This is a genomic window from Nocardioides hankookensis, from assembly GCF_042658885.1.
GTDB classification, from domain to species: domain Bacteria; phylum Actinomycetota; class Actinomycetes; order Propionibacteriales; family Nocardioidaceae; genus Nocardioides; species Nocardioides hankookensis.
Genome location: NZ_JBHSRJ010000009.1, coordinates 290342 through 311492, shown reverse-complemented (window position 1 = coordinate 311492; position 21151 = coordinate 290342). Strand labels below are relative to the sequence as shown.

At 72.3% G+C, this 21151-nt stretch carries 28 protein-coding genes; 13 read left to right on the top strand and 15 right to left on the bottom strand.

The features are described 5' to 3' along the window. On the top strand, nucleotides 1-432 hold the full coding sequence (locus ACFPYL_RS20910) for a DUF2231 domain-containing protein (protein ID WP_379158987.1): 432 nt from the start codon (nucleotides 1-3) through the stop codon (nucleotides 430-432). Here ACFPYL_RS20910 and rsgA read toward each other — a convergent pair. Genes rsgA through ACFPYL_RS20890 form a run of 4 tightly spaced genes read right to left on the bottom strand, consistent with a single transcriptional unit; the run spans nucleotide 429 to nucleotide 4625 of the window. Further along, a complete protein-coding gene (rsgA, locus tag ACFPYL_RS20905) occupies nucleotides 429-1418 on the bottom strand; it encodes a ribosome small subunit-dependent GTPase A (protein WP_379158984.1) in 990 nt (329 codons plus the stop codon). The two genes, ACFPYL_RS20910 and rsgA, sit on opposite strands and share 4 nt — an antisense overlap. Next, complete coding sequence (gene aroA, locus ACFPYL_RS20900; protein ID WP_379158981.1) at nucleotides 1415-2683, bottom strand: 3-phosphoshikimate 1-carboxyvinyltransferase; 1269 nt, start codon at nucleotides 2681-2683, stop codon at nucleotides 1415-1417. The genes rsgA and aroA overlap by 4 nt, the downstream gene beginning before the upstream one ends. Before the next feature lie 19 nt (nucleotides 2684-2702). Continuing rightward, entirely contained in the window at nucleotides 2703-3227 is a 525-nt protein-coding gene (locus tag ACFPYL_RS20895) for a DoxX family protein (protein WP_379158978.1), read from the bottom strand. Nucleotides 3228-3236: 9 nt separating this feature from the next. Next, the gene (locus tag ACFPYL_RS20890; protein ID WP_379158975.1) at nucleotides 3237-4625 is read right to left on the bottom strand and encodes a sigma-70 family RNA polymerase sigma factor; all 1389 of its coding nucleotides are present in this window, start codon (nucleotides 4623-4625) and stop codon (nucleotides 3237-3239) included. 305 nt (nucleotides 4626-4930) lie between these two features. Here ACFPYL_RS20890 and ACFPYL_RS20885 point away from each other — a divergent pair, with 305 nt between their 5' ends. The 5 genes from ACFPYL_RS20885 (at nucleotide 4931) to rsrA (ending at nucleotide 7950) form a co-directional block, all read left to right on the top strand. After that, entirely contained in the window at nucleotides 4931-5494 is a 564-nt protein-coding gene (locus ACFPYL_RS20885; RefSeq protein ID WP_379158973.1) for a hypothetical protein, read from the top strand. A gap of 37 nt (nucleotides 5495-5531) precedes the next feature. Beyond that, nucleotides 5532-6272, top strand: a complete 741-nt coding sequence (locus tag ACFPYL_RS20880) for an SOS response-associated peptidase (protein WP_379158970.1) — start codon at nucleotides 5532-5534, stop codon at nucleotides 6270-6272. Further along, nucleotides 6272-6925: an alpha/beta hydrolase family protein gene (locus ACFPYL_RS20875; RefSeq protein WP_379158967.1), complete on the top strand. Its 654-nt coding sequence runs from the start codon at nucleotides 6272-6274 to the stop codon at nucleotides 6923-6925. The genes ACFPYL_RS20880 and ACFPYL_RS20875 overlap by 1 nt, the downstream gene beginning before the upstream one ends. A 72-nt stretch (nucleotides 6926-6997) precedes the next feature. Continuing rightward, on the top strand, nucleotides 6998-7672 hold the full coding sequence (locus ACFPYL_RS20870) for a sigma-70 family RNA polymerase sigma factor (protein ID WP_379158964.1): 675 nt from the start codon (nucleotides 6998-7000) through the stop codon (nucleotides 7670-7672). Continuing rightward, the gene (rsrA, locus tag ACFPYL_RS20865) at nucleotides 7669-7950 is read left to right on the top strand and encodes a mycothiol system anti-sigma-R factor (RefSeq protein ID WP_379158961.1); all 282 of its coding nucleotides are present in this window, start codon (nucleotides 7669-7671) and stop codon (nucleotides 7948-7950) included. Before ACFPYL_RS20870 ends, rsrA begins: the two co-directional genes overlap by 4 nt. 72 nt (nucleotides 7951-8022) lie before the next feature. On the opposite strand, the gene ACFPYL_RS20860 is transcribed toward rsrA, so the two are convergent. The 5 genes from ACFPYL_RS20860 to ACFPYL_RS20840 form a co-directional block, all read right to left on the bottom strand. Then, nucleotides 8023-8097 (bottom strand): 50S ribosomal protein bL37, encoded by a 75-nt coding sequence (locus tag ACFPYL_RS20860; RefSeq protein ID WP_369759046.1) that lies wholly within the window; start codon nucleotides 8095-8097, stop codon nucleotides 8023-8025. 202 nt (nucleotides 8098-8299) lie between these two features. Next, nucleotides 8300-8671, bottom strand: a complete 372-nt coding sequence (locus tag ACFPYL_RS20855) for a thioesterase family protein (RefSeq protein WP_379158958.1) — start codon at nucleotides 8669-8671, stop codon at nucleotides 8300-8302. A 165-nt stretch (nucleotides 8672-8836) separates the two neighbouring features. After that, nucleotides 8837-9334, bottom strand: coding sequence for a GNAT family N-acetyltransferase (locus ACFPYL_RS20850; RefSeq protein WP_379158955.1), 498 nt, complete (start codon nucleotides 9332-9334; stop codon nucleotides 8837-8839). Then, entirely contained in the window at nucleotides 9327-10955 is a 1629-nt protein-coding gene (locus ACFPYL_RS20845) for an acetolactate synthase (RefSeq protein ID WP_379158952.1), read from the bottom strand. Before ACFPYL_RS20845 ends, ACFPYL_RS20850 begins: the two co-directional genes overlap by 8 nt. A 23-nt stretch (nucleotides 10956-10978) precedes the next feature. Beyond that, the gene (locus tag ACFPYL_RS20840) at nucleotides 10979-11830 is read right to left on the bottom strand and encodes a DUF2785 domain-containing protein (protein ID WP_379158950.1); all 852 of its coding nucleotides are present in this window, start codon (nucleotides 11828-11830) and stop codon (nucleotides 10979-10981) included. Between the two features lie 78 nt (nucleotides 11831-11908). Between ACFPYL_RS20840 and ACFPYL_RS20835 the strand changes: the two genes are divergently transcribed. Continuing rightward, nucleotides 11909-13384 (top strand): sensor histidine kinase, encoded by a 1476-nt coding sequence (locus tag ACFPYL_RS20835; protein WP_379158947.1) that lies wholly within the window; start codon nucleotides 11909-11911, stop codon nucleotides 13382-13384. An 8-nt stretch (nucleotides 13385-13392) separates the two neighbouring features. Here ACFPYL_RS20835 and ACFPYL_RS20830 read toward each other — a convergent pair whose 3' ends face one another. After that, entirely contained in the window at nucleotides 13393-13644 is a 252-nt protein-coding gene (locus tag ACFPYL_RS20830; protein ID WP_011755173.1) for a WhiB family transcriptional regulator, read from the bottom strand. A gap of 221 nt (nucleotides 13645-13865) precedes the next feature. Between ACFPYL_RS20830 and ACFPYL_RS20825 the strand changes: the two genes are divergently transcribed. Continuing rightward, nucleotides 13866-14267 carry a hypothetical protein gene (locus ACFPYL_RS20825; protein ID WP_379158944.1) on the top strand — a complete coding sequence of 134 codons (402 nt, stop codon included), beginning with the start codon at nucleotides 13866-13868 and terminating at the stop codon, nucleotides 14265-14267. 7 nt (nucleotides 14268-14274) lie between these two features. Here the strand turns inward: ACFPYL_RS20825 and ACFPYL_RS20820 are convergent, their stop codons facing one another. From ACFPYL_RS20820 to sodN, 3 genes are all read right to left on the bottom strand, one after another. Beyond that, nucleotides 14275-15078 carry an RNA polymerase sigma factor SigF gene (locus ACFPYL_RS20820; RefSeq protein ID WP_379158941.1) on the bottom strand — a complete coding sequence of 268 codons (804 nt, stop codon included), beginning with the start codon at nucleotides 15076-15078 and terminating at the stop codon, nucleotides 14275-14277. Nucleotide 15079: 1 nt separating this feature from the next. Beyond that, nucleotides 15080-15523 carry an anti-sigma factor gene (locus ACFPYL_RS20815; protein ID WP_379158938.1) on the bottom strand — a complete coding sequence of 148 codons (444 nt, stop codon included), beginning with the start codon at nucleotides 15521-15523 and terminating at the stop codon, nucleotides 15080-15082. Nucleotides 15524-15670: 147 nt separating this feature from the next. After that, nucleotides 15671-16072, bottom strand: a complete 402-nt coding sequence (sodN, locus tag ACFPYL_RS20810) for a superoxide dismutase, Ni (RefSeq protein WP_379158935.1) — start codon at nucleotides 16070-16072, stop codon at nucleotides 15671-15673. A gap of 57 nt (nucleotides 16073-16129) precedes the next feature. Here sodN and ACFPYL_RS20805 point away from each other — a divergent pair, with 57 nt between their 5' ends. The 5 genes from ACFPYL_RS20805 to ACFPYL_RS20785 all read left to right on the top strand — a co-directional run bounded on the left by ACFPYL_RS20805 (nucleotide 16130) and on the right by ACFPYL_RS20785 (nucleotide 20023). Continuing rightward, complete coding sequence (locus tag ACFPYL_RS20805) at nucleotides 16130-16444, top strand: S24/S26 family peptidase (RefSeq protein WP_379158931.1); 315 nt, start codon at nucleotides 16130-16132, stop codon at nucleotides 16442-16444. A gap of 131 nt (nucleotides 16445-16575) precedes the next feature. Then, nucleotides 16576-17751 (top strand): NAD(P)-dependent malic enzyme, encoded by a 1176-nt coding sequence (locus tag ACFPYL_RS20800; protein WP_379158928.1) that lies wholly within the window; start codon nucleotides 16576-16578, stop codon nucleotides 17749-17751. 20 nt (nucleotides 17752-17771) lie between these two features. After that, nucleotides 17772-18740, top strand: coding sequence for a zinc-binding dehydrogenase (locus tag ACFPYL_RS20795; RefSeq protein ID WP_379158926.1), 969 nt, complete (start codon nucleotides 17772-17774; stop codon nucleotides 18738-18740). Beyond that, the gene (locus tag ACFPYL_RS20790) at nucleotides 18740-19417 is read left to right on the top strand and encodes an SDR family oxidoreductase (RefSeq protein WP_379158923.1); all 678 of its coding nucleotides are present in this window, start codon (nucleotides 18740-18742) and stop codon (nucleotides 19415-19417) included. The genes ACFPYL_RS20795 and ACFPYL_RS20790 overlap by 1 nt, the downstream gene beginning before the upstream one ends. A 42-nt stretch (nucleotides 19418-19459) precedes the next feature. After that, nucleotides 19460-20023 carry a G5 domain-containing protein gene (locus tag ACFPYL_RS20785; protein WP_379158920.1) on the top strand — a complete coding sequence of 188 codons (564 nt, stop codon included), beginning with the start codon at nucleotides 19460-19462 and terminating at the stop codon, nucleotides 20021-20023. A gap of 4 nt (nucleotides 20024-20027) precedes the next feature. On the opposite strand, the gene ACFPYL_RS20780 is transcribed toward ACFPYL_RS20785, so the two are convergent. Beyond that, nucleotides 20028-20432 (bottom strand): MmcQ/YjbR family DNA-binding protein, encoded by a 405-nt coding sequence (locus ACFPYL_RS20780; RefSeq protein ID WP_379158917.1) that lies wholly within the window; start codon nucleotides 20430-20432, stop codon nucleotides 20028-20030. A 17-nt stretch (nucleotides 20433-20449) separates the two neighbouring features. Continuing rightward, nucleotides 20450-21100, bottom strand: coding sequence for an acetoacetate decarboxylase family protein (locus ACFPYL_RS20775; protein WP_379158914.1), 651 nt, complete (start codon nucleotides 21098-21100; stop codon nucleotides 20450-20452). Nucleotides 21101-21151 lie beyond the last annotated feature (51 nt).

Here is a 21151-nt window from a genome sequence, read left to right as displayed (position 1 = left end):
ATGGAGATCAACGGACTCCCGTTGCACCCGCTCGTGGTGCACGCAGCGGTCATCTTCGGTCCGATCGCGGCGCTCGCCGCGCTCGCCTTCCTGGTGCCGCGGTGGCGGCTCAGGCTGCGCTGGCCGATGGTCGCGCTGGCCCTGGTCGCGACGGCGTCGATCGTCGCGGCGTACCTCACCGGCGACAACTTCCTCGAGCACAAGCCCGAGCTGCGCACCAGCCCGCAGGTGCAGACCCACGAGGACCGCGCCGGCCAGCTGCTCTGGGTGACGATCGCCTTCGGCGTCATCGCGCTCGTGACCGGCTGGTTCGCGACCCGCACCGGCGCGCTGCGGGTCGTCCTCGACGTGCTGCTCGGCGTGGCCGCGGTCGCCACCCTGGTCCTGGTCTTCCTCACCGGCGAGGCCGGCGCCCGGGCGGTCTGGGGCTAGTAGAGCGGCTCGCTGCGGGCGGCCAGGAGCCGCCGGAACGACTCGACGCGCAGCGGATCGGCGGTACCCGCCTCGACGGCCTCGTCGAGTCCGCACTCCGGCTCGTCGCTGCCGTGCGTGCACCCGCGCGGGCAGTCCTCGGTCATCTCGTCGAGGTCGGGGAACGCCTCGATCAGCCGCTCCGGCTCCACGTGCGCGAGCCCGAACGACCGGATGCCCGGGGTGTCGATGATCCATCCGCTGTCGTCAGGCAGCTCGAGCATGAAGGCGGACGTCGACGTGTGCCGCCCGCGCCCGGTCACGGCGTTGACGTGCCCGACGTCGCGGGAGGCGGTCGGCACCAGCGCGTTGACCAGCGTGGACTTGCCGACGCCGCTCGACCCGACGAGCACGCTGATCCTGCCGTGCAGACGCTCGCGCAGCTCGACCAGGTCGCCCCCGCGCTGCGTGACGACCCACGGGACGCCCAGCGAGCGGTAGGTCACCAGCAGCGTCTCGGGGTCGGCCAGGTCGGCCTTCGTCAGGCACAGCAGCGGCTGCATCCCCGCGTCGTACGCCGCCACCAGGGCGCGGTCGATGAGCCGCGGCTGCGGCTCGGGGTCGGCGAGGGCGGTGACGACGACGAGCTGCTGGGCATTGGAGACGATCACGCGCTCCACCGGGTCGTCGTCGTCCGCCGTACGACGCAGCGTGGTCTCGCGCTCGTGCACCTCGACGATCCGCGCCAGCGACCCGTCGTCGCCGGAGGTGTCGCCGACGACGCGCACCCGGTCGCCGACGACGACGCCCTTGCGGCCCAGCGGCCGCGCCTTCATCGCCATCACCTTGTGGCCGTCGAGGAGCAGCGTGTAGCGGCCCCGGTCGACGGTCACGACGACGGCGTCGACCGCGTCGTCGTAGGTCGGGCGGTCCTTGGTGCGGGGACGGGTACGCCGGCGCGGACGGTCGTAGTGCTCGACGTCCTGGTCGGAGTACCGGCCCGTCATGGGGTGACGATCCCCGACCAGAAGCCCGCGAAGTCGGGGAACGTCTTGCCGGTGGTCGCGATGTTCTCCACCAGCACACCGTCGACGGCCGCGGCGATGATCACGCCGGCGTGCGCCATCCGGTGGTCGGCGTACGTGTGGAAGACGCCGCTGCGCAGGGGAGCGGGCTCGATGCTGAGGCCGTCGGCGTGCTCGGTGACGTCGGCGCCGAGCCCGCTCAGCTCGGTCGCGAGCGCGGCGAGCCGGTCGGTCTCGTGGCCTCGGATGTGTGCGATCCCGCGCAGGTGTGACGGTCCGTCGGCGAGGGCGCAGAGGGCTGCGATCGCAGGGGTCAGCTCCCCGATGTCGTGCAGGTCGGCGTCGATGCCGGCCAACGTGCCGCTGCCGGTCACGCGCAGGCCGTCGTCACCGAGCTCGACCTCGCAGCCCATCGTCGTGAGGACCTCGCGCAGCGAGTCCCCGGGCTGGGTCGTGGCCCGCGGCCAGTCGCGCACGACGACCGTGCCACCCGAGACCGCGGCGAGCGCGAGGAACGGAGCCGCGTTGGAGAGGTCGGGCTCGATGAGGTGGTCGACCGCCTTGATCGCACCGGGGGCGACCGCCCACCGGTTGGCATCGCTGTCGTCGACCTCGACGCCGTGCTCGCGCAGCATCGCGACCGTCATGTCGATGTGGGGGAGCGAGGGGACCGGCTTGCCGTCGTGGCGCACGTCGACGCCCTCGTCGTAGCGCGCGCCGGCGAGCAGCAGCGCGGAGATGAACTGCGACGACGCCGACGCGTCGACCACCACGGTGCCGCCGCGGACGGCGCCCGAGCCCCGGACCGTGAACGGCAGCGCGTCGCCGTCGACCTCGACGCCGAGGGTCCGCAGCGCGCCGAGGATCTCGCCGATCGGCCGCTTGCGCATGTGCGGGTCGCCGTCGAAGGCGACGGCGCCCGTCGACAGCCCGGCCACCGGGGGCACGAAGCGCATCACGGTCCCGGCCAGCCCGCAGTCGACCGCGGCGTCGCCGGCGAAGGTCGCAGGCGTCACCGTCCAGTCGTCGCCCGAGGTGTCGACGACCGCGCCCAGCGAGGTCAACGCCTGGGCCATCAGCGTGGTGTCGCGCGAGCGGAGCGCGCGCCGTACGACGGAGGGGCCGTCGGCGATCGCCGCCAGGACCAGGGCGCGGTTGGTGAGCGACTTGCTGCCGGGCAGCGACACGACCGCGTCGACGGGGTGGGCGGCGCGCGGCGCCGGCCAGGGGTCCAGTACGTCGCTCACGCGTCGAACCCTAGCGGCGTCAGCCGATGCGGGCCTTGGCGAGTCTCGCCTCGAGCCGGGCGTCGTGGGCCAGGCGCTTCGCCTCGCGCCGCGCGTCGCGGACGCCGTGGCGGGCGCGCCAGGCGACGCCCGGGCGACCCTCGGTGTCGCCGCTGGCGATGATCAGGCCACCGACGAGCGAGACGTTCTTGAAGAAGTGCAGCCGCTGCTGGGTGCGGGTGGCGTCGTCGTCGGCCTCCCAGAAGCGGTGACCGGCGGCCGTCGTCGGGACGAGCGACGCGGCCAGCACGGCCGCCGAGATCCGCGGGGCACGACCGGTCGCCAGGGCGAGCCCGGCGGCGATCTGCACGCCGGCGTTGAGCTTGACCAGGGTCTCGGGGTCCTCGGGCAGCGGGATCCCGGCCTTCTTGGCCAACGGGACGAGGCGGGAGGTGACCGCGTCGGCCTTGGCCGCGGTCCCGGTGGTGTTCTTGAGGGCGGTCGCGGCGCCGACCACGAAGATCGACGCGAGCATCGGGCGGGCGATGAGTCTGCTGACGGTCATGTCTCGTGTTTACCCCACCGGCGGCAACGGCACTCCCACCGTGGTGTCGGGGATGACCGTCGTGCCGCCCAGGCCGAGGCCCAGGCCGACCTCGAGCCCGTCGGGGCCGGCGGAGACGCGGGCGGTCAGGTCGACCAGCGACGGCGTGCTCGGCTCCGCCGGGGGCTGCGTCGGCGCCAGCGTCGGCGGGGGAGACGGAGCAACCGTCGGACCGGACGTGGACCCGCCGGGCTGGGCGTCCGGCTGGGTGTCGTCCGGCGGAGCGTCCGTCGAGCCGGCGGTGTCCGGCGGGGTGGTCCCCGCGGCCGTGCTCGGCGTCGTGAGCGGGCCGGTGACCTGTCCGGTGCTCGTGCCGTCGCCCTTGCGGCGCAGCGGCCGGTCGTCGTCGGGCCGGACCGACGGCGAGCCGGCGACCGACGGCCCGCCGATCGACGGGGCGTCGTCGGCACTCGGGGTGCCGTCGCGGTCCTGGTTGAACGTGATCACGGCTCCGGCGACGACCGCTGCCGCGGCGGCGCCGGCCACGGCCGCGGTCGGTCCGTGGGCGAGGACGGCGTCGCGTCCTCGGCCGAGCAGCAGCAGCACGCCGTGGCCGATGCCGGTCGCGGTGACGCCGGTCGCGGCGACGTACGCCGCCGCGGCGCCGCCCAGCAGCAGCGGCGCCAGCACGGCGCGCAGGTTGGAGTTGACCTCGATCAGCTCGAGGTAGAGCGCGGTGCAGGCGCGGCACTCCTGGAGGTGCTTCTCGACGCGCGTGGCGTCGCGCCGGGAGAGCCCGCCGCGCACGTAGGCGCCGAGCTCGGCGCGGGTGCGCTCGCAGGCGTCGTCGTCGAGGTCGCCGGCGTGCATCGAGAGGTAGGCCTGGCGCAGTCCCTCGCGGGCTCGGTAGGCGAGCGCGGAGACGGCGTTCGGGGTCATGCCCAGCAGGGGAGCGACCTCGGCCGGCTTCTGCTCCTCGACCTCGGTGTGCCACAGGACCAGCTGCCACCGCTCCGGCAGCGAGGCGAACGCGCGCGCGGCCGCGGCGCTCTCGAAGCCCTCGACGGCGGTGTCGCGGAAGGGCACGCCGGGGTCGAACGGCGTGAGGTCGTCGGTCGTGTGCAGCCGCGACGCGGCCCGGATCCGGTCGACGTGGACGCGGCGTACGGCGGTGAGCAGGTAGGCGCGGAAGGCCAGGTCGGGACCGCCGCCGCGCTGCAGGACGCCGAGCACCTTGGTGAACGCCTCGGAGACGAGGTCGTCGACGTCGGGACCGGGCACCAGCTGGCGTCCGAGCCGCCGGGCGGACTCGACGTGGCGGGCGAAGAGCTCGCCGTACGCCGCGACGTCCCCCGCGCGGACGGCCGAGATGAGCTCGGCGTCGCTGCGCTCGTCGAGGGTCGAGACGGAGGGGCCCACGGGTGCACAACGCGCGAGCGTGCGAAAGGCGACGCGCCCCCGGCCGAAAAGATTTCGGCGAATCCGGCGGAGCCGCGTCATGGCCCGATATGAGGCGCGTCTCATCGCCGGCAGACCGGAACCAAGGGGGAGCCACCGTGGACTGGATGGCAACGCGCAGGCGGAGCTCGACCACGGGCGATCCCGAAGCAGGGCGGGAACTGTCCTCGGAGCAGAGAGCGGCCCTGCCGCCCCGCTTCGAGGCAGTGGGGGAAGCCCTCGCTTCGGGATCGGGTTCGGTCCCCGCCTGCGAGGTGCTCGGCGGGGTGCTCGCCCGTGACGGTGTGTCGCTCGCCGAGGCCCTGGACGACCTCGCCACCGCGTGGCGTCTCGTGCGTGGCTCCGAGCCGGAGCACGCCGAGCTGCGTGCACTCGCCGTCGCGTGGAGCGACGCGACCCTCGGCTACGTGCACGGGCTCTCGTGCGCCGACCCGCTGACCGGGCTGGCCAGCCTGGCGCACCTGCGGACCTGCATCGGCGACCTGCACCGCGCCGGACCCGCCGCCGAGACCCACGCGCTCGTGGTCGTGGTCGCCGACGTGGCGCACGACGTCGAGCAGCTCGGCGAGCCGCTGGCCCGTGCGATGGAGGACGCCCAGCTCGGGGCAGTCGTCCGCGGCGTCTTCCCGGGGCGGGAGACCATCGGGCACGTCGCTCCTGGCCGCGTGGTGGTCCTGGTGGACCGCGACGACCGGCTCGCCCGGCGGCTGGACCTCCTGATGCGGATGCTGGAGACCGGAGCCCCGCCGCGGCCGCGGGTCTGGATCGAGGGCCTCCCCGACTCGGACGCCGCCGTCTCCGACCTGCTGGACGAGCTCACCCGCGTCTGACCCACCTCCGGGGGGACCCGCCTCTAGAGTGGCCCGCATGTGCGGCCGCTACGCGTCGAGTCGGCGCCCGGAGGACCTCGTCGACGAGTTCGACATCGTGGAGAGCCGGATCCAGGACGCCCTCGAGGCCGACTACAACGTGGCGCCCACCAAGGAGGTCTACGCCGTCGTCGAGCGGCCGCCCTCGAAGGACAGTCCCGAGCCGCCGCAGCGCCAGCTCCGGGTGCTCACCTGGGGCCTGATCCCGTCGTGGGCCAAGGAGGCCTCCATCGGCAACCGGATGATCAACGCCCGGATGGAGACGGTGGCCGAGAAGCCGGCGTACAAGCGGGCGTTCGCGGCCCGGCGGTGCCTGCTCCCGGCCGACGGCTACTTCGAGTGGTACCCGACGGAGGAGCTCACGAAGACGGGCAAGCCGCGCAAGCAGCCGTTCTTCATCCGGCCCCAGGACCACGGGGTCCTCGCGATGGCCGGGCTCTACGAGATCTGGCGCGACCCCGACAAGGCCGAGGACGACCCCGACCGGTTCCGGTGGACCTGCACGGTGATCACCACCGAGGCCGAGGACTCCGTCGGCCACATCCACGACCGGATGCCGCTGATGGTCGAGCGGGACCGCTGGGCCGACTGGCTCGACCCCCGGGTCGGGGGCGACACCGGCCTGCTGGTCCCGGCTGCGCCCGGCCGGCTCGAGGCCTACCCGGTCTCGACCCTGGTCAGCAACGTCCGCAACAACGGCCCCGAGCTGCTCGAGCCCCTGCCCCTGGAAGGGTCCTGATGACCACGGTCGAGCGACGCATCGTCACCCCGCACGGTGAGGCGCGGCTCGTCGTACGACGCGCCCGAGGGGCCGTGGCGACGCTGCTGCTCAGCCACGGAGCGGGCGGCGGCATCGACAGCCGCGACCTCGCGGCTCTAGCCGCGGACCTGCCGCGCAACGGCGTGACCGTGGTGCTCCTGGAGCAGCCGTGGAAGCTGGCCGGGCGCAAGGTGGCGACCCCACCGGCGACCCTCGACGCCGGCCTGGTCGCGGCCGCCAACTCGCTCAAGACGCGGACCCCGCTGGTCGTCGGCGGCCGGTCGGCCGGCGCGCGCTCGGCGGCGCGCTGCGCCAAGCAGCTGGGCGCCTCGGGCTGCCTGGCCCTCGCGTTCCCGCTGCACCCGCCCGGGAAGCCCGAGAAGTCGCGGCTGGTCGAGCTGCGCGGCACCCGGGTGCCGACCCTCGTGATCCAGGGGGAGCGGGACACCTTCGGGCGGCCCGAGGAGTTCCCGACCGACCTCGACCTGGCCGTCGTGCCGGCCGCCGACCACGGCTTCAAGGTGCCCAGGAGCGCGGGCCTGACCGAGGCGGAGGCGATGGGGATCGTCGTCGAGTCGACGCTCGAGTGGATCGTGCGCGAGGTGGCCGGTGGGGCCGCCCGCGGGGAATGAGCGCGGGGTCCGTCGCGTTCTTCCACCATGCAGGCCGTGCTTGAACGCCCCACCGGGCTAGTCTGGGAGACGATGACTGACCCTGTTGAGACGACCCCTGAGGTCGTCGTACCCGCCCTGGACTCCGAGGTCGACCCCGCATCCATCGATGTGGCGACCGAGTCCGAGGCCGACCGCTCCGCCCGCTTCGAGCGGGAGGCGCTGCCGTTCCTCGACCAGCTCTACTCCGCCGCGATGCGGATGACCCGCAACCCGGCGGACGCGGAGGACCTGGTGCAGGAGACGTACGCCAAGGCGTACTCGTCCTTCCACCAGTTCCGGCCCGGCACCAACCTGAAGGCCTGGCTCTACCGCATCCTGACCAACACGTTCATCAACAACTACCGCAAGAAGCAGCGGCAGCCGCAGCAGTCGATGTCCGAGGACGTCGAGGACTGGCAGCTCCACCGCGCCGAGTCGCACGCCTCGACCGGGCTCCGGTCCGCCGAGACCGAGGCGCTCGAGCACCTGCCCGACTCCGAGGTGAAGGACGCGCTCCAGCGCCTGCCCGAGGAGTTCCGGCTCGCGGTCTACCTCGCCGACGTCGAGGGCTTCGCCTACAAGGAGATCGCCGAGATCATGGACACCCCGATCGGCACCGTCATGTCCCGGTTGCACCGGGGTCGGCGCCAGCTGCGCGACCTGCTCTCGAACTACGTGCGCGACAACGACCTGCTCACCGTCGGCCGTGAGGGGAACGGGTCATGAGCCACGACCACCCGCACCCGACCGAGCCGTCGGCCGCGGACTGTGCCGAGTTCCTCGACCGGATCGTCTACTTCATCGACAACGAGCTCGACGAGGCCGACTGTTCCGCCGTCCGCGTGCACCTCGACACCTGCAACCCGTGCCTGGAGAAGTACGACCTCCAGCGCACCGTGAAGTCGGTCGTCGCGCGCTCGTGCGCCGAGGTCGCGCCCGACGACCTGCGCCAGCGGGTGCTCTTCCGCATCCGCGAGGTCCAGGTGGAGATCCGCGAGGGTTAGCGGAGACGCGGCGACAGACGCGAAAGAACCCCCGAACCTGCTGGTTCGGGGGTTCTGTCTTTGCTGGTGCGCTCAGGCGTTGGGGCGCTTGCCGTGGTTCGCGCCCTTCTTCTTGCGAGCGCGGCGCTTGCGGCCGGTCTTGCCCATGGTGTTCCTCCTGATCGGGACGAGTCTGGCCTCGAGGGCCTACGGCCAGTCTCTCAAACTCTTGCTCGCGCGGGAAATCGGCCTGTCCGCGGTCCCACCCGTCCCGCTGGCACCAGCGCACGGGCACTTCGTGAACTTCTCGGGCTTTGCAGAGGCCCATAAGTTCAGGGATACCCGGTTGACCGGGTATCCCTGGGAACCCTCACAACCGCGACAGGAATCGCTCGACATCGACGACCACCCGGGTGACCTCACCGGTCGCGACGACCTTGCCGCCGCCGTCGTCGCCGACATTGCGGGCGGCGACGGTGAAGCGGTGCAGCCGCCCGTCGACGTACGTCGAGGAGGCGGTGACCTCGACCCGCTGCCCGACCGCGCTGGCCCCCACGTGCTCCAGCTCCACGCGCGTGCCGACGCTCGTGGACCCCGCGGGCAGGGAGGGCTCGATCGCGGCGCAGGTGGCCGCCTCGCACCACGCCAGCAGCCGCGGGGTGCCGAGCACCGGCAGCGAGCCGGAGCCGACGGCGACCGCGGTGTCGTCGTCGGTGACCGTGAAGGTGAGGGTGGAGTTCACTAGGGCACGGCTCCTTATCCGGAAGCGCCTGCTACGCGGGCCTTCGCATCCGATCTGGCGGCGTTGTCGGCGACTCGACGGGCCTCCGGCCCGCCTTCGCACCTCCGCCTTGCCAGATGCGGCGCGAAATCCCGCTCGCGACGGCGCCGGATAAGGAGTCGCACCCTACATCTCCTTCGCGAAGGCGAGCAGGTCGACGCCGGGGGCGGGGGACCAGTCCCGGTCAGGCACCCGGTGGTAGCCGAGCCGCTCGTAGATCCGGTGGGCGGAGGACATCTGCGCCAGGCTGGACAGCACGATGCCGCGGAAGCCGAGCTCGCGGAAGCGGTCGTCGACGAGACGCGCGAGCGCGTCGCCCACGCCCCGCCGGCGCGCGGTCGGGGAGACCGCGAGCATCCGGAACTCGCCCTCGTCGTCGGCGGCGATCTCGCGCCACGCCGAGCCGGGCAGCGCGATCGTCACGCTGCCGGCGACCCGGCCGTCGACCTCCGCGACCCACAGCTCGGCCTCGCGGTCGCGCCGGGCGGCGTCGGCCAGCAGGGCGATGTAGCCGTCGTCGGGGCCGTCGGTGAACTCGGCGTACGCCGCCACGGTGATCTCGCCGACCACCGCGAGGTCCTCGGGGCGGGCCCGTCGGATCGCGACGCCGGCGTGCTCAGACACCGAAGCTGGCGCGCGGGTAGACGGCCTCGACGTCGGTGACCACGTTGACCAGGTAGGGCACGCCCGACGCGAACGCGCGGTCCAGGGCCGGCCCGATCTGGCGCGGGTCGGTGACCGTCTCGCCGGCACCGCCCAGGGCCTTCACCACGCCGTCGTACGACGTGCTCGGCGACAGGTCGGCGATCACGTCGTAGCCGTAGAGCATCTGCATCGGGCCCTTCTCCAGGCCCCAGGCGGAGTTGTTGCCCATCACCATGACGACCGGGAGGTTGTGGCGGACCAGGGTGTCGACGTCCATGAGTGAGAACCCGGCGGCGCCGTCGCCGAGCAGCAGCACCACCTGCGAGGAGGGGCGTGCGATCCGGGCCGCGATCGCGGCGCCGAGCCCGGCGCCGAGGCAGCCGTAGGGGCCCGGGTCGAGCCAGCCGCCCGGCCGCTTCGGCTCGACGAACTTGCCGGCGAAGCTGACGAAGTCACCGCCGTCGCCGATGACGACGGCGTCCTCGGCGAGCCGCGGCAGCAGCTCGCCGTAGATGCGGGCCGGGTGGATCGGGTCGGCCTCGGCGCCGAGCAGGGCCGCGTCCCGCTCGACGGCAGCAGCGACGCCGGCCTGCAGGTCGGCCACCCACGCCGACCAGTCGGGCACGCGCAGCGCGGCCAGCAGATCGTCGAAGACCGAGGACAGGTCGCCCGACACGGAGCCGGCGAGCTCGGCATGGGTCGAGACCTGGCCGGGGGAGTCGGCGACGTGCACGACGCGGGCGTCGCCGAAGACGCCGTACCCGAGACGGAAGTCCAGCGGGGTGCCGACGACGACCACCAAGTCGGCGCCCTTGAGCGCCTGGCTGCGGGCCTTGGTGACGAGCAGCGGGTGGCCGCCCGGCACGACGCCGCGGCCCATGCCGTTGGTGATCGTGGGGACGCCGGCGGCCTCGACGAAGCGCAGCGCGGCCTCCTCGGCGTGGTCGGCCCACACGTCGGTGCCGAGGATCAGCACCGGCCGGCTCGCCGCGGCGAGCAGCTCGGCGACCGCGGTGACGGCGTCGGGGTCCGGGTCGGCGCCGCGCAGCGGCTCGACGGTCGGGACGGCACCGGTGGCGCTGTTGAAGAGCTCGTCCATCGGGACGTCGACGAAGACCGGGCCGCGGTGCGAGGAGCCTGCGGTGACGAACGCGTCGTGCATCCCGTCGAGCACCTCGCCGGCGGTCGGGATGGTGCGCGCGAGCTTGGAGACGGGCGCGAAGATCGGCGGCTGGTCCAGCTCCTGGAGGGCGCCGGTGCCCCAGCGTCCCTGCGGTGCCCGGCCGCCGACGACGACCATCGGCGATCCCGCGAACTGCGCCTGCGCGACCGCGCTGAGCCCGTTGGTCACGCCGGGCCCGGCGGTCAGGACGGCCAGCCCGGGCACGCGGGTGAGCTTGCCGGTGGCCTCCGCTGCGAAGGCGGCGGTCTGCTCGTGGCGTACGTCGAGCAGGGTGATCGGGTCCGCGGCCTTGACCGCTCCGTCGTACAACGGGAAGACGTGCGCTCCGGAGAGCGTGAACATCGTGTCGACGCCGTGGGCACGGGCCACGGCGACGGCGAGCTCTCCCGCGTGACCGGTCAGTTCTGTATCGGGCATGACCGCAGGTTACTCACCCGTAGTCACTCCCCAGTAGTGACCAGGTACGCGTGGTTCGTGCCCTTCAGGGCGTCCACCACCACGAGCAGCAGGTCGGAGCGCACCTGCGGCGGGCGGGCGCCGAGCGAGAGCTGGAGGTAGAGCGCGCGCAGGAACGCCTCGGCGTTGCCGCCGGCCAGGTAGGGGTCGCGGTCGTCGTACGTCGAGCGGGTGCCGGCGGCGGAGGCGATCCGCGCGATCCACGGCTCGAGGACGCGCAGCGGCACCACGTTGCGGCGCAGGATCGCGACGGTCGCGAAGGCCAGCCGGTCCGGCTCGCCGCTGCTGAAGAGCCGGTCGACCGGCAGCAGCAGCCGGTCGGCGATCACGTCGAGGAGCACGGTGAGCTCGGGGGTGGCCAGGTGCGGCGATCGCGCCAGGATCGCCATGGTGTCGGCGGCGTGCGAGACGGCGTGCGCCCAGCCCTTGCCGGGCACGAAGCCGCGCAGGTCCCGCTCCCGGAGCAGCCAGGTCGTCAGCCGGTCGCCCCACTCCAGGATCTTGCCGCCGGGCAGCAGCGGGCGCTGGTTGTCGCGGGCGATGCACTCGCCGAGCACGAGGGCCGAGAAGCTGCGCCGGAAGACGGTGTCGGTGTCCCGCTCGCCGATGCCGACGAGCAGCCCCGCGGCCATCCCGTCACCCAGTCCGGCGAGCAGGTCGTCGTACACGCCCCGCTCGATCCAGGTCATCAGTGCGGGGTACGCCGTACCGTCCCGCAGCGCCGGGTCGGGGTCTCCGAGCATCCGGGTGAGCTCGGCGGTCAGCTCGTGGAGCGGGCGGTCGGAGGGGACCGCGAGACCCTCGGCGTGAACGTTCCGCCAGTATGACCCGGACATGGGGGCCATCCTGCCAAAGCCTGCGCTGACGTCCAGTGCCGGTCCCACCGCTTCCGGGGGAGCCCTACCCTTGCGAACGTGCCTTCCCTCACCGACCTCGTGCGGAGCCACACGGAGCTCGACGCGGACGACGTCGCGTGGCTCCAGCTGCTCCAGGCGGACTGGCAGATCATCGCCGACCTGTCCTTCGCCGACCTGGTCCTGTGGCTGCCCGACCGCGAGGGCAAGGGCTTCTGGGCGGCGGGCCAGATGCGCCCGACGACCGGCCCGACGGCGTACATCGACGACGTGATCGGGACGTTCGTGCCGGTCGGCCGGCGACCCCTGATCGACGCGGCGTACGCCGAGGGGCGGCTGGTCCGCGAGGGCGACCCCGAGTGGCGCGACGACGTGCCCGTGCGGGTCGAGACCATCCCGGTGCGCCGCGGCGGGCGGATCATCGCGGTGGTCGCGCGCAACACCAACCTGCTCGGCGTGCGCACCCCGAGCCGCCTGGAGCTGTCCTACCTCCAGTCGGCCGCGGACCTCACCCAGATGATCGCGCACGGCTACTTCCCGGCGTCCGGGCAGCGCAGCGACCACGCCGACACCCCGCGGGTGGGCGATGGGTTCCTGCGCGTCGACGCCGCCGGCCGGGTGGTCTACGCGAGCCCCAACGGGCTGTCGGTCTTCCGACGGCTCGGTCTCTCGGGCGACCTCACCGGACTGTCGCTGGCGGAGACGACCCGCGAGCTGGTGCCGCCGCGGCGCCGGCCCGACGAGGAGACGCTCAGCGCCGTGCTCGGCGGGCGGGCGCACCGCGACACCGAGATCGGCACCGACGGGGTGTCCCTGATCGTGCGGTCGATCCCGCTGCGGCCCCAGGGCGACCACATCGGCGCGCTGGTGCTGGTCCGCGACGTGACCGACCTGCGGCGCCGCGACCGCGAGCTGGTCACCAAGGACGCCACCATCCGCGAGATCCACCACCGGGTGAAGAACAACCTCCAGACCGTGGCCGCGCTGCTGCGGCTCCAGGCCCGCCGGATGGACAACGAGTCCGCGCGGCTGGCGCTCGAGGAGGCGGTACGCCGGGTCGGGTCGATCGCCATCGTCCACGAGATCCTCAGCCAGGCGGTCGAGGAGCAGGTCGACTTCGACGACATCATCGACCCGCTCGGCCGGATGGTGACCGACGTCAGCGCGCTGGGCAGCCGGGTGCGGGTGCGGCGTACCGGAACCTTCGGCGTGCTGCCCTCGGAGTCGGCGACGGCGCTGGCGATGGTGCTCACCGAGCTGCTCCAGAACGCCGTCGAGCACGGCTACGACCCCGACGTCGCCGACCTGACCGGCGAGATCGTGCTCAGCGCCCAGCGGCTCGTGGGTCGCCTGCACGTCACGGTCGACGACGACGGGCGCGGTCTCCCGGACGGCTTCGACCTGGACGACTCGAGCAGCCTCGGCCTCTCGATCGTGCGCACGCTCGTCGAGTCGGAGCTGGGTGGTCAGCTGGAGCTGGGTCCGCGGCCCGACGGTGCGGGCACGCGGGCAGCACTCGACCTACCGGTCGAGTAGGGGTGGCCTCACGCGGTGCGCACGCGGGCGCGGGCGTTGCGGCGCTTGAGCGCGCGACGCTCGTCCTCGCTCAGCCCGCCCCACACACCGTGGTCCTGCCCGGCCTCCAGCGCCCACGCGAGGCACTGCTCGCGCACCTCGCAGCGTCGGCACACCTGCTTGGCCTCCTCGATCTGGAGGATGGCCGGACCGGTGTTGCCGATCGGGAAGAACAGTTCCGGGTCCTCGTCGAGGCACGCAGAACGGTGGCGCCAATCCATGGCTCGGGGGCCTTCTTTCATCGATGATCAAGGGGAGGTCGACAGTGGGCGGCGATCGCCTGCAGCATGGGCATGACGAAACCGGCTCGTCGTCGAGCACTGGGTCAAGACTGGCAACTATTGGAGCGTTAAACAACCCCCTGACATGGTCTTGTCCGTCACAGCCGTGACATCTGGTGGCTGCTGTCTGGATGGTTGCCCGACTCTTCTAGGCTGCCCCGGTGAGCCTACGCCCGTCCGCCAACCGCCCGGCGCCGCTGATCGTCGCGGCGTCGCTGGTCGCCGTCGAGGGCCTGCTGCTCCTCGCGTTCGCCGTGCTCGAGATCGCCAGCCTGGACTCCGACCGGGTGGCGATGGGCGCCACGACGAGCATCTTCTTCGCGGCGTACGGCGCCGGCCTGCTGCTCTGCGCCTGGTCGCTGGTCCGCGGGCAGTCCTGGGCGCGCAGCCCGGTGGTGCTGACCCAGCTGATCGGGCTCGGGGTGGCGTGGAGCTTCCACGGCGGCGACACCACCGGCGTGGCGATCGGGATCGCCGTGGTCGCCGTGCTCGTGCTGGTGGGAATCTTCCACCCGGCGAGCCTGACCGTGCTCGCCGACGACGGCGAGCAGAACTCGGTCTAGCGGCCTGCTAGCTCTGCTCCTCGAGCGAGGTGCGCAGCTGCTCGAGGGTGCGGTTGAGCAGCCGGGAGACGTGCATCTGCGAGACGCCGATTTCTTCGGCGATCTGCGACTGGGTCATGTTCTTGAAGAACCGCAGCAGCAGGATCTTCTTCTCCCGGGGCGCCAGGCGGTCCAGGAGCGGCTTGATGGACTCGCGGATCTCGACGTGCTCGAGGCCCTCGTCGTCGACGCCGATCGCGTCCAGCATGGTGGCGGCGCCGTCGTCGCTGTCGTCGCTCGCGTCGAGGGACAGCGTGGAGTAGGCGTTGCTCGACTCGATGCCCTCGACGATCTCCTCGACGGTGCAGCCGATCGCCTCGGCGAGCTCGCGCGGCGTGGGGGAGCGGCCGAGGCTCTGGGTGAGCTCCGCGCTCGCCGTACCGATCTGCATCCGCAGCTCCTGGAGCCGACGCGGCACGCGGATCGCCCAGCCCTTGTCGCGGAAGTAGCGCTTGATCTCGCCGATGATCGTGGGGGTCGCGTACGTCGAGAACTCGACGCCGCGGTCGGTGTCGAAGCGGTCGACCGACTTGATCAGGCCGATGGTGCCGACCTGGACGAGGTCCTCGAGCGGCTCGCCACGGTTGCGGAACCGTCGGGCGCAGTGCTCCACGAGGGGCAGGTGCAGGTGGACCAGGCTCTCGCGGGCCGTCGCACGGCTCGCCTCGGACGCGTCCTCGTCGCGCAGCACGACGAACAGCTGCGCGCTGCGGTGTCGAGTCAGGTCGATCCCGGTCAGGGAGTCTTCCAGCCCGTCGTCCGAGATCGTCATGTCAGTGACCATGCTCCTGGAGCGACGACGCGACCGAGGAGACCATCGACAGGGAGACGGTGAAGCTGGAGTCGTCGGTGGTGGCGCTGGCCGTGGTCGCGAGGGTCGTGAGCACCTGCCAGGCGAAGCTGTCCTCGTCGGGCTCGATCTCGCCGTCGACGGAGCCGGTGACGCTGACGGTGAGCTCGCCGGGCTGCTGGTAGAAGCGGCACACCAGGTCGGTGCCCGGCTCGGCCTCGCCGAGCACCATCGCGCAGGCCTCGCCGACGGCGATCCGCAGGTCCTCGATGTCGTCGATCGGGAAGTCGAGACGGGCGGCCAGGCCGGCGGTGGTGGTGCGGAGCACGGACGCGTACGCCCGGTCCGCCGGCACGCGCAGCTCGACGTCCGCCTTGCCGGCCTCCTCGCTCGCGCTCGGGCCGGAGGTCGCGCCGATCGATGCCATGTGTCGTCCTTGTGCTGGGGTCAGGGTGGGGGTCCGAGACCGGTCCGGAAACAGTAGCGGGACCAGTCCCCGCGGGTGTTCGTACCCGGGGAACTGGTCCCACTAACTAGCGGTCTGGAGCGGTGCTCAAGAAGGCCTGAGCGGAGCTCAGGCCTTCTTGGTCTCCCAGAAGATCTCCGCGATCTCGTCGATCTTGGCGAGCAGCTCGTCGGCCTTCGCCGCGTCGAGCTCGCCCTTGGTGCCGCTGGCGCCCGCGAGCTTCGTCGCCTCGTTGACGAGGGTGTGCAGCTGCGGGTACTTCTCGAAGTGCGGGGGCTTGAAGTAGTCGGTCCACAGCACCCAGAGGTGGTGCTTGACCAGCTCCGAGCGCTGCTCCTTGATCAGGATCGCCCGGGTGCGGAAGTCGGCGTCGTCGTTGTCGGCGACCTTGGCGATGATCGCCTTGATCGACTCGGCCTCGATACGGGCCTGCGCGGGGTCGTAGACGCCGCAGGGGAGGTCGCAGTGAGCGGATACCTCGAGAGTGGGGGCGAACAGCTTCGCGAACATGCGGGTCCTCTCGTCTTCTCTTCGGTTGTCTGAGGCTTTCACTGGGACACTACCCGTATGTCGCGGTGGGGATTCGCCCTGGTCACTGGACGATCGATGGCCCCGACGCTGCAGGCGGGCGACCGCCTCCTCGTCTCCTACCGACGGGCCGTCGTGCCCGGCGACGTCGTGGTCGCGCGCCTCGCCGACGGCACCGTCGCGGTGAAGCGCGCGACGGAGCGCCGTACGACGCGCGAGGGGTCGCCGGCCTGGTGGCTGCTGAGCGACAACCCGGACGAGGGGGTCGACTCGCGGCACCGCGGTCCGGTCGCCGACAGCGACGTGATCGCTGTCACCGTGGCCAGGGTCTGGCCCCGGCCTCGACGTCTCTGACCTTGTGTCAGACTGGCGGAGAGGGAGAACCCCCGAGGTCCGTCGATCTTCTCCGCGCACCACCCCGCGCGCTGATCCGGACCCCCGAACCTGAGCTTGGCTGCCCGCACGTCTCGATGGAGAGTTCCTCAATGTCTGCTTCGCACCCCTTCGCCGGCGACCCGGTCTTCGACCTGCACGTGGGCGGCAAGATGGAGGTACGTGCGACGGTCGCGCTGGGCGGGGCCGACGACCTCTCCCTCGCCTACACCCCGGGCGTGGCCCGGGTCTGCGAGGCGATCGCCGAGGACCCGTCGATGACCCAGCACTACACGTGGGTGCCCAACACGGTCGCCGTCGTCACCGACGGCACGGCCGTGCTCGGGCTGGGCGACATCGGCCCGGCCGCGGCGATGCCGGTGATGGAGGGCAAGGCCGTGCTGTTCAAGCAGTTCGGCGGCGTCGACGGCGTCCCGATCTGCCTCGCGACCACCGACGTCGAGGAGATCATCGAGACCGTCGTCCGGCTGGCCCCCAGCTTCGGCGGCATCAACCTCGAGGACATCTCGGCGCCGCGCTGCTTCGAGATCGAGGACCGCCTCAAGGAGCTCCTCGACATCCCCGTCTTCCACGACGACCAGCACGGCACCGCCGTCGTCGCCCTCGCCGCGCTGAAGAACGCGCTCACCCTCACCGGTCGCAACCCGGAGTCGACGCGCGTCGTCATCTCGGGAGCCGGTGCCGCGGGCGTCGCGATCGCGAAGATCCTGCTCGAGGCAGGCATCAAGGACCTCGCGGTCACCGACCGGAAGGGTGTCGTGCACTCCGGCCGCAACGACCTGACCCCGGTGAAGCGGGAGCTGGCCGACCTGACGGCGGACCGGACGGGACGCACCGGGACGCTCGCCGACGCGCTGGCCGGCGCCGACGTCTACATGGGCGTCTCGGGCGGCACGGTGCCCGAGGAGGACGTCGCGCGGATGGCGCCCGACGCGATCATCTTCGCGATGGCCAACCCCACGCCCGAGGTGCACCCCGACGTCGCCCACCGCCACGCCCGGGTGGTCGCCACGGGCCGCTCGGACTTCCCCAACCAGATCAACAACGTGCTCGCCTTCCCGGGCATCTTCCGGGGCGCCTTCGACGCGCACGCCACCTCGATCACCGAGGGCATGAAGCTGGCGGCCGCCGAGGCGATCGCGGGGCTGGTCGGCGACGCGCTGACCGAGGAGTACGTCATCCCGTCGCCGTTCGACCCGCGGGTCGGGCCGGCGGTGGCGGCGGCTGTGGCGGACGCCGCACGCCGGGACGGTGTCGCTCGCCGATAGCGCCCCGGTACGTTCGAGGAATGTTCGCCGTCTACGCCGACCAGTTCTCGAAGGACGACCCGCTCTCCGCCCTGCAGGTGGGTGAGCGCCCGGACCCCGACGTACCGGACGGGTGGACGACGGTCACCGTCAAGGCGGCGTCGCTCAACCACCACGACCTCTTCTCCCTGCGCGGCGTGGGTCTCCGCGAGGAGGCGCTGCCGATGATCCTCGGCTGCGACGCCGCAGGCCTCGACGAGGACGGCAACGAGGTCGTCGTGCACGCGGTGATCAGCGACCCGTCGTGGACCGGCGACGAGACCTTCGACCCGAAGCGGTCGCTGCTCTCGGAGCGCCACCAGGGCACGTTCGCCGACCAGGTCGCCGTACCCCGTCGCAACGTGGTGCCGAAGCCGGCGTCGCTCTCCTTCGAGGAGGCGGCCTGCCTGCCGACGGCGTGGCTCACGGCGTACCGGATGCTCTTCACGCGCGGTGAGCTGCGCGCGGGGGAGACCGTGCTCGTGCAAGGCGCCGGCGGTGGCGTGGCCACGGCCGCGATCGTGCTCGGCCGGGCCGCCGGCCTGCGGGTGCTGGTCACCAGCCGCGACGAGGCCAAGCGGGCGCGGGCGCTCGAGCTCGGCGCGCACGACGCCTTCGAGTCCGGTGCCCGGCTGCCGATGAAGGTCGACGCCGTGATCGAGACGGTCGGCCGCGCGACCTGGTCGCACTCCATCCGGTCGCTGCGGCCCGGCGGCCGGATCGTCACCTCCGGCACGACGTCGGGGCCGAACCTCGACGACGCCGAGCTGACCCGGATCTTCTTCCTCCAGCTCAGCGTGATCGGCTCGACGATGGGCACTCGTGACGAGCTCGCCGGTCTCGTCTCGATGCTCGACGCGACCGGCGCCCGGCCGCTCGTCGACCGGACCCTGCCGATGACCGAGGCGCGCGACGGCTTCGCCGCCATGCTCGGCGGCGAGCAGTTCGGCAAGATCGTGTTCACCCGCTGATGGCGACCCACCTCGTCACCGGAGCCGGCTCGGGCATCGGCGCCGTCCTCGCCCACCGGCTGCTCGAGCGCGGCGACGAGGTCCTCGTCGTCGCCCGCTCGACCGAGCGCGCCGAGGAGCTGGCCGCCGACCTGCCGGGCACGGAGGTCCTCGTCGCCGACCTCGCCTGGCCGGAGTCGGTCGAGTCGCTGACGCTGCCGGAGACGCTCGACTCGGTCGTGCACGCCGCCGGGGTCGTCGAGCTGGGCCCGGTCGCGTCGCTCTCCATCGACGACTGGGCCACCCAGCTGCGGGTCAACCTGGTCGCGCCGGCCACGCTGACCCGGGTCGCGCTGCCTGCGCTGCGGCACGGCCGCGGCACGGTGGTCTTCGTGAACTCGGGCGCCGGCCTGACCGCGCACCCGCAGTGGTCGGCGTACGCCGCCTCGAAGCACGGGCTGCGAGCACTCGCCGACTCGCTGCGCGGAGAGGAGGCCGGGGCCGGCGTACGCGTCACGACCGTCTACCCCGGCCGCACCGCCACCCCGATGCAGGAGAAGGTGCACGAGCAGGAGGGCAAGGAGTACGACGCCACCGCCTGGATCCGCCCGGAGACCATCGCCGACGCGATCCTGCACGTGCTCGACCTGCCCCGCGACGCGACGGTCCCCGACCTCACGGTCCGTCCTGCGGGATAAGGGTCTAGACAGTTCCTCGTTGTCCTCCGGATTGCCGGACGGATGGCATTGATCGTGCCTACGGTCCCGCGCAACTACTCGGACGGGGGAACACACATGAAGTCCATTTCTCGAGTCGCGGCGGCGCTTGTCCTCGCGGTGGCCGTGGCCGCGCCGGTCGCGGCGGCACAAGCGGGCGACGACAACGACCCGGTGGTGACGCACGATCGCGTGCGGGAGGTTCAGCCGATCCCGCACCGGACGGTGACGCGGAAGACGGCGACCTTGAAGAAGGGCGTGACGAAGGTCGCCCAGCGCGGTCGTGACGGAGTGCGCGTCAAGGTCTTCCGGCTGACTCTGGAGGACGGTGTGCTGTCGAGCCGCACGCTGGTCAGCAGCACCGTCAAGCGCAAGCCGGTGACGAGGGTCATCCTCAAGGGAACGCGGGTGTCGCAACCGGCGCGGCGTTGCGACCCGAACTACAGCGGTTGCGTGCCGATCGCCTACGACGTCGACTGCGCCGGCGGTAGCGGCGACGGTCCGGCGTACGTGCAAGGCCCGGTGCGGGTGATCGGCACCGACATCTACGACCTCGACTACGACAACGACGGATGGGGCTGCGAGTAGGGGCTCAGTCGTCGAGCAGCCGCACCAGCCGCTGCGGCGCCTGGAAGCGGTAGGACTCGGTGACGAGCTCGGCGACCTCGGCCCAGTCGGTGTCGTCGTCGAGGACGATCCCGACGATCGTGGGTGACCACGGCGGCCGGTAGAAGGGCAGTCCGGCGTGGGTCAGCGCGAGCAGCTCGTCGCCGGTCGCCCGGAAGGTGAGCACGGTGCGGATCGAGTCGTCGCCGGTGATGTCGCGGTAGGACGACTCGTAGCCGGGCTGCGCGACCATCACGTGCGCGAAGGTCGCGGTGCGCACCCGCCAGCGCACGCCGGTCCATGCCTCCTCCTCGACGACCTCGGGGAGGCGGGTCGCGACCGCCGCGATCCGGCGTACGACGTACGCGTCGGGCTCGATGCGGCGGGCCACGTTCAGCCGAACGACACTCAGCCGAAGGACATCTTGAAGTCGGCCTGCCGGAACGACGCGAACTGACGCGCGCCGCGCATCCAGCCGAGAGGGCCGTCGGCGGCGAAGTCCCAGCGACCGCGGCAGGGCAGCGCCTTCGACGAGCCCTGGAGCACGGCGGTGCGCTCCTCGCCGTCCGTGTCCTCGATCCCGGGCTGCCAGGTGGTGCCCTTGAACGGGATCCGCAGCATCGCGCGGCTCACGTCGGTGAAGGACGCGCTGGCGATGGGGCGGCGCTCGGCCGAGGCCGACCAGGAGGTCGACGAGAGCGGGCCGCGGTGGCTGGTGTCGAGGTCGAAGTCGCAGAGGCCCTTCGGGATCGCCCACAGCTCGCGGCCGCCGGCCACCGAGGCGGGGGAGTCGACCCAGATGTCGGTGATCGACACGCACCGGCCGTAGGTGCCGGCGTCGACCAGGCGGGCGACGAGAAGCTCGGAGTAGGTGAGCGGGCTGCCCTCCTCGTAGGACACGAACGCCGCGCCGTACGTGCCGGCCGGCCGGACCCCGCCGGGCGAGTCGACGGACTCCCGCAGGTTGAAGATCGAGAGCCAGAGCTGGCCCACCATGTCCCACGGTGCCGCTGGGTAGGTCACCTCGGCGTCCCGGGACGCCACCCACTCGATGGTCATGACCCGCATCCTGCCGTACCCGACCTGCAGACGAAAGTGTCAGTCGAGTGA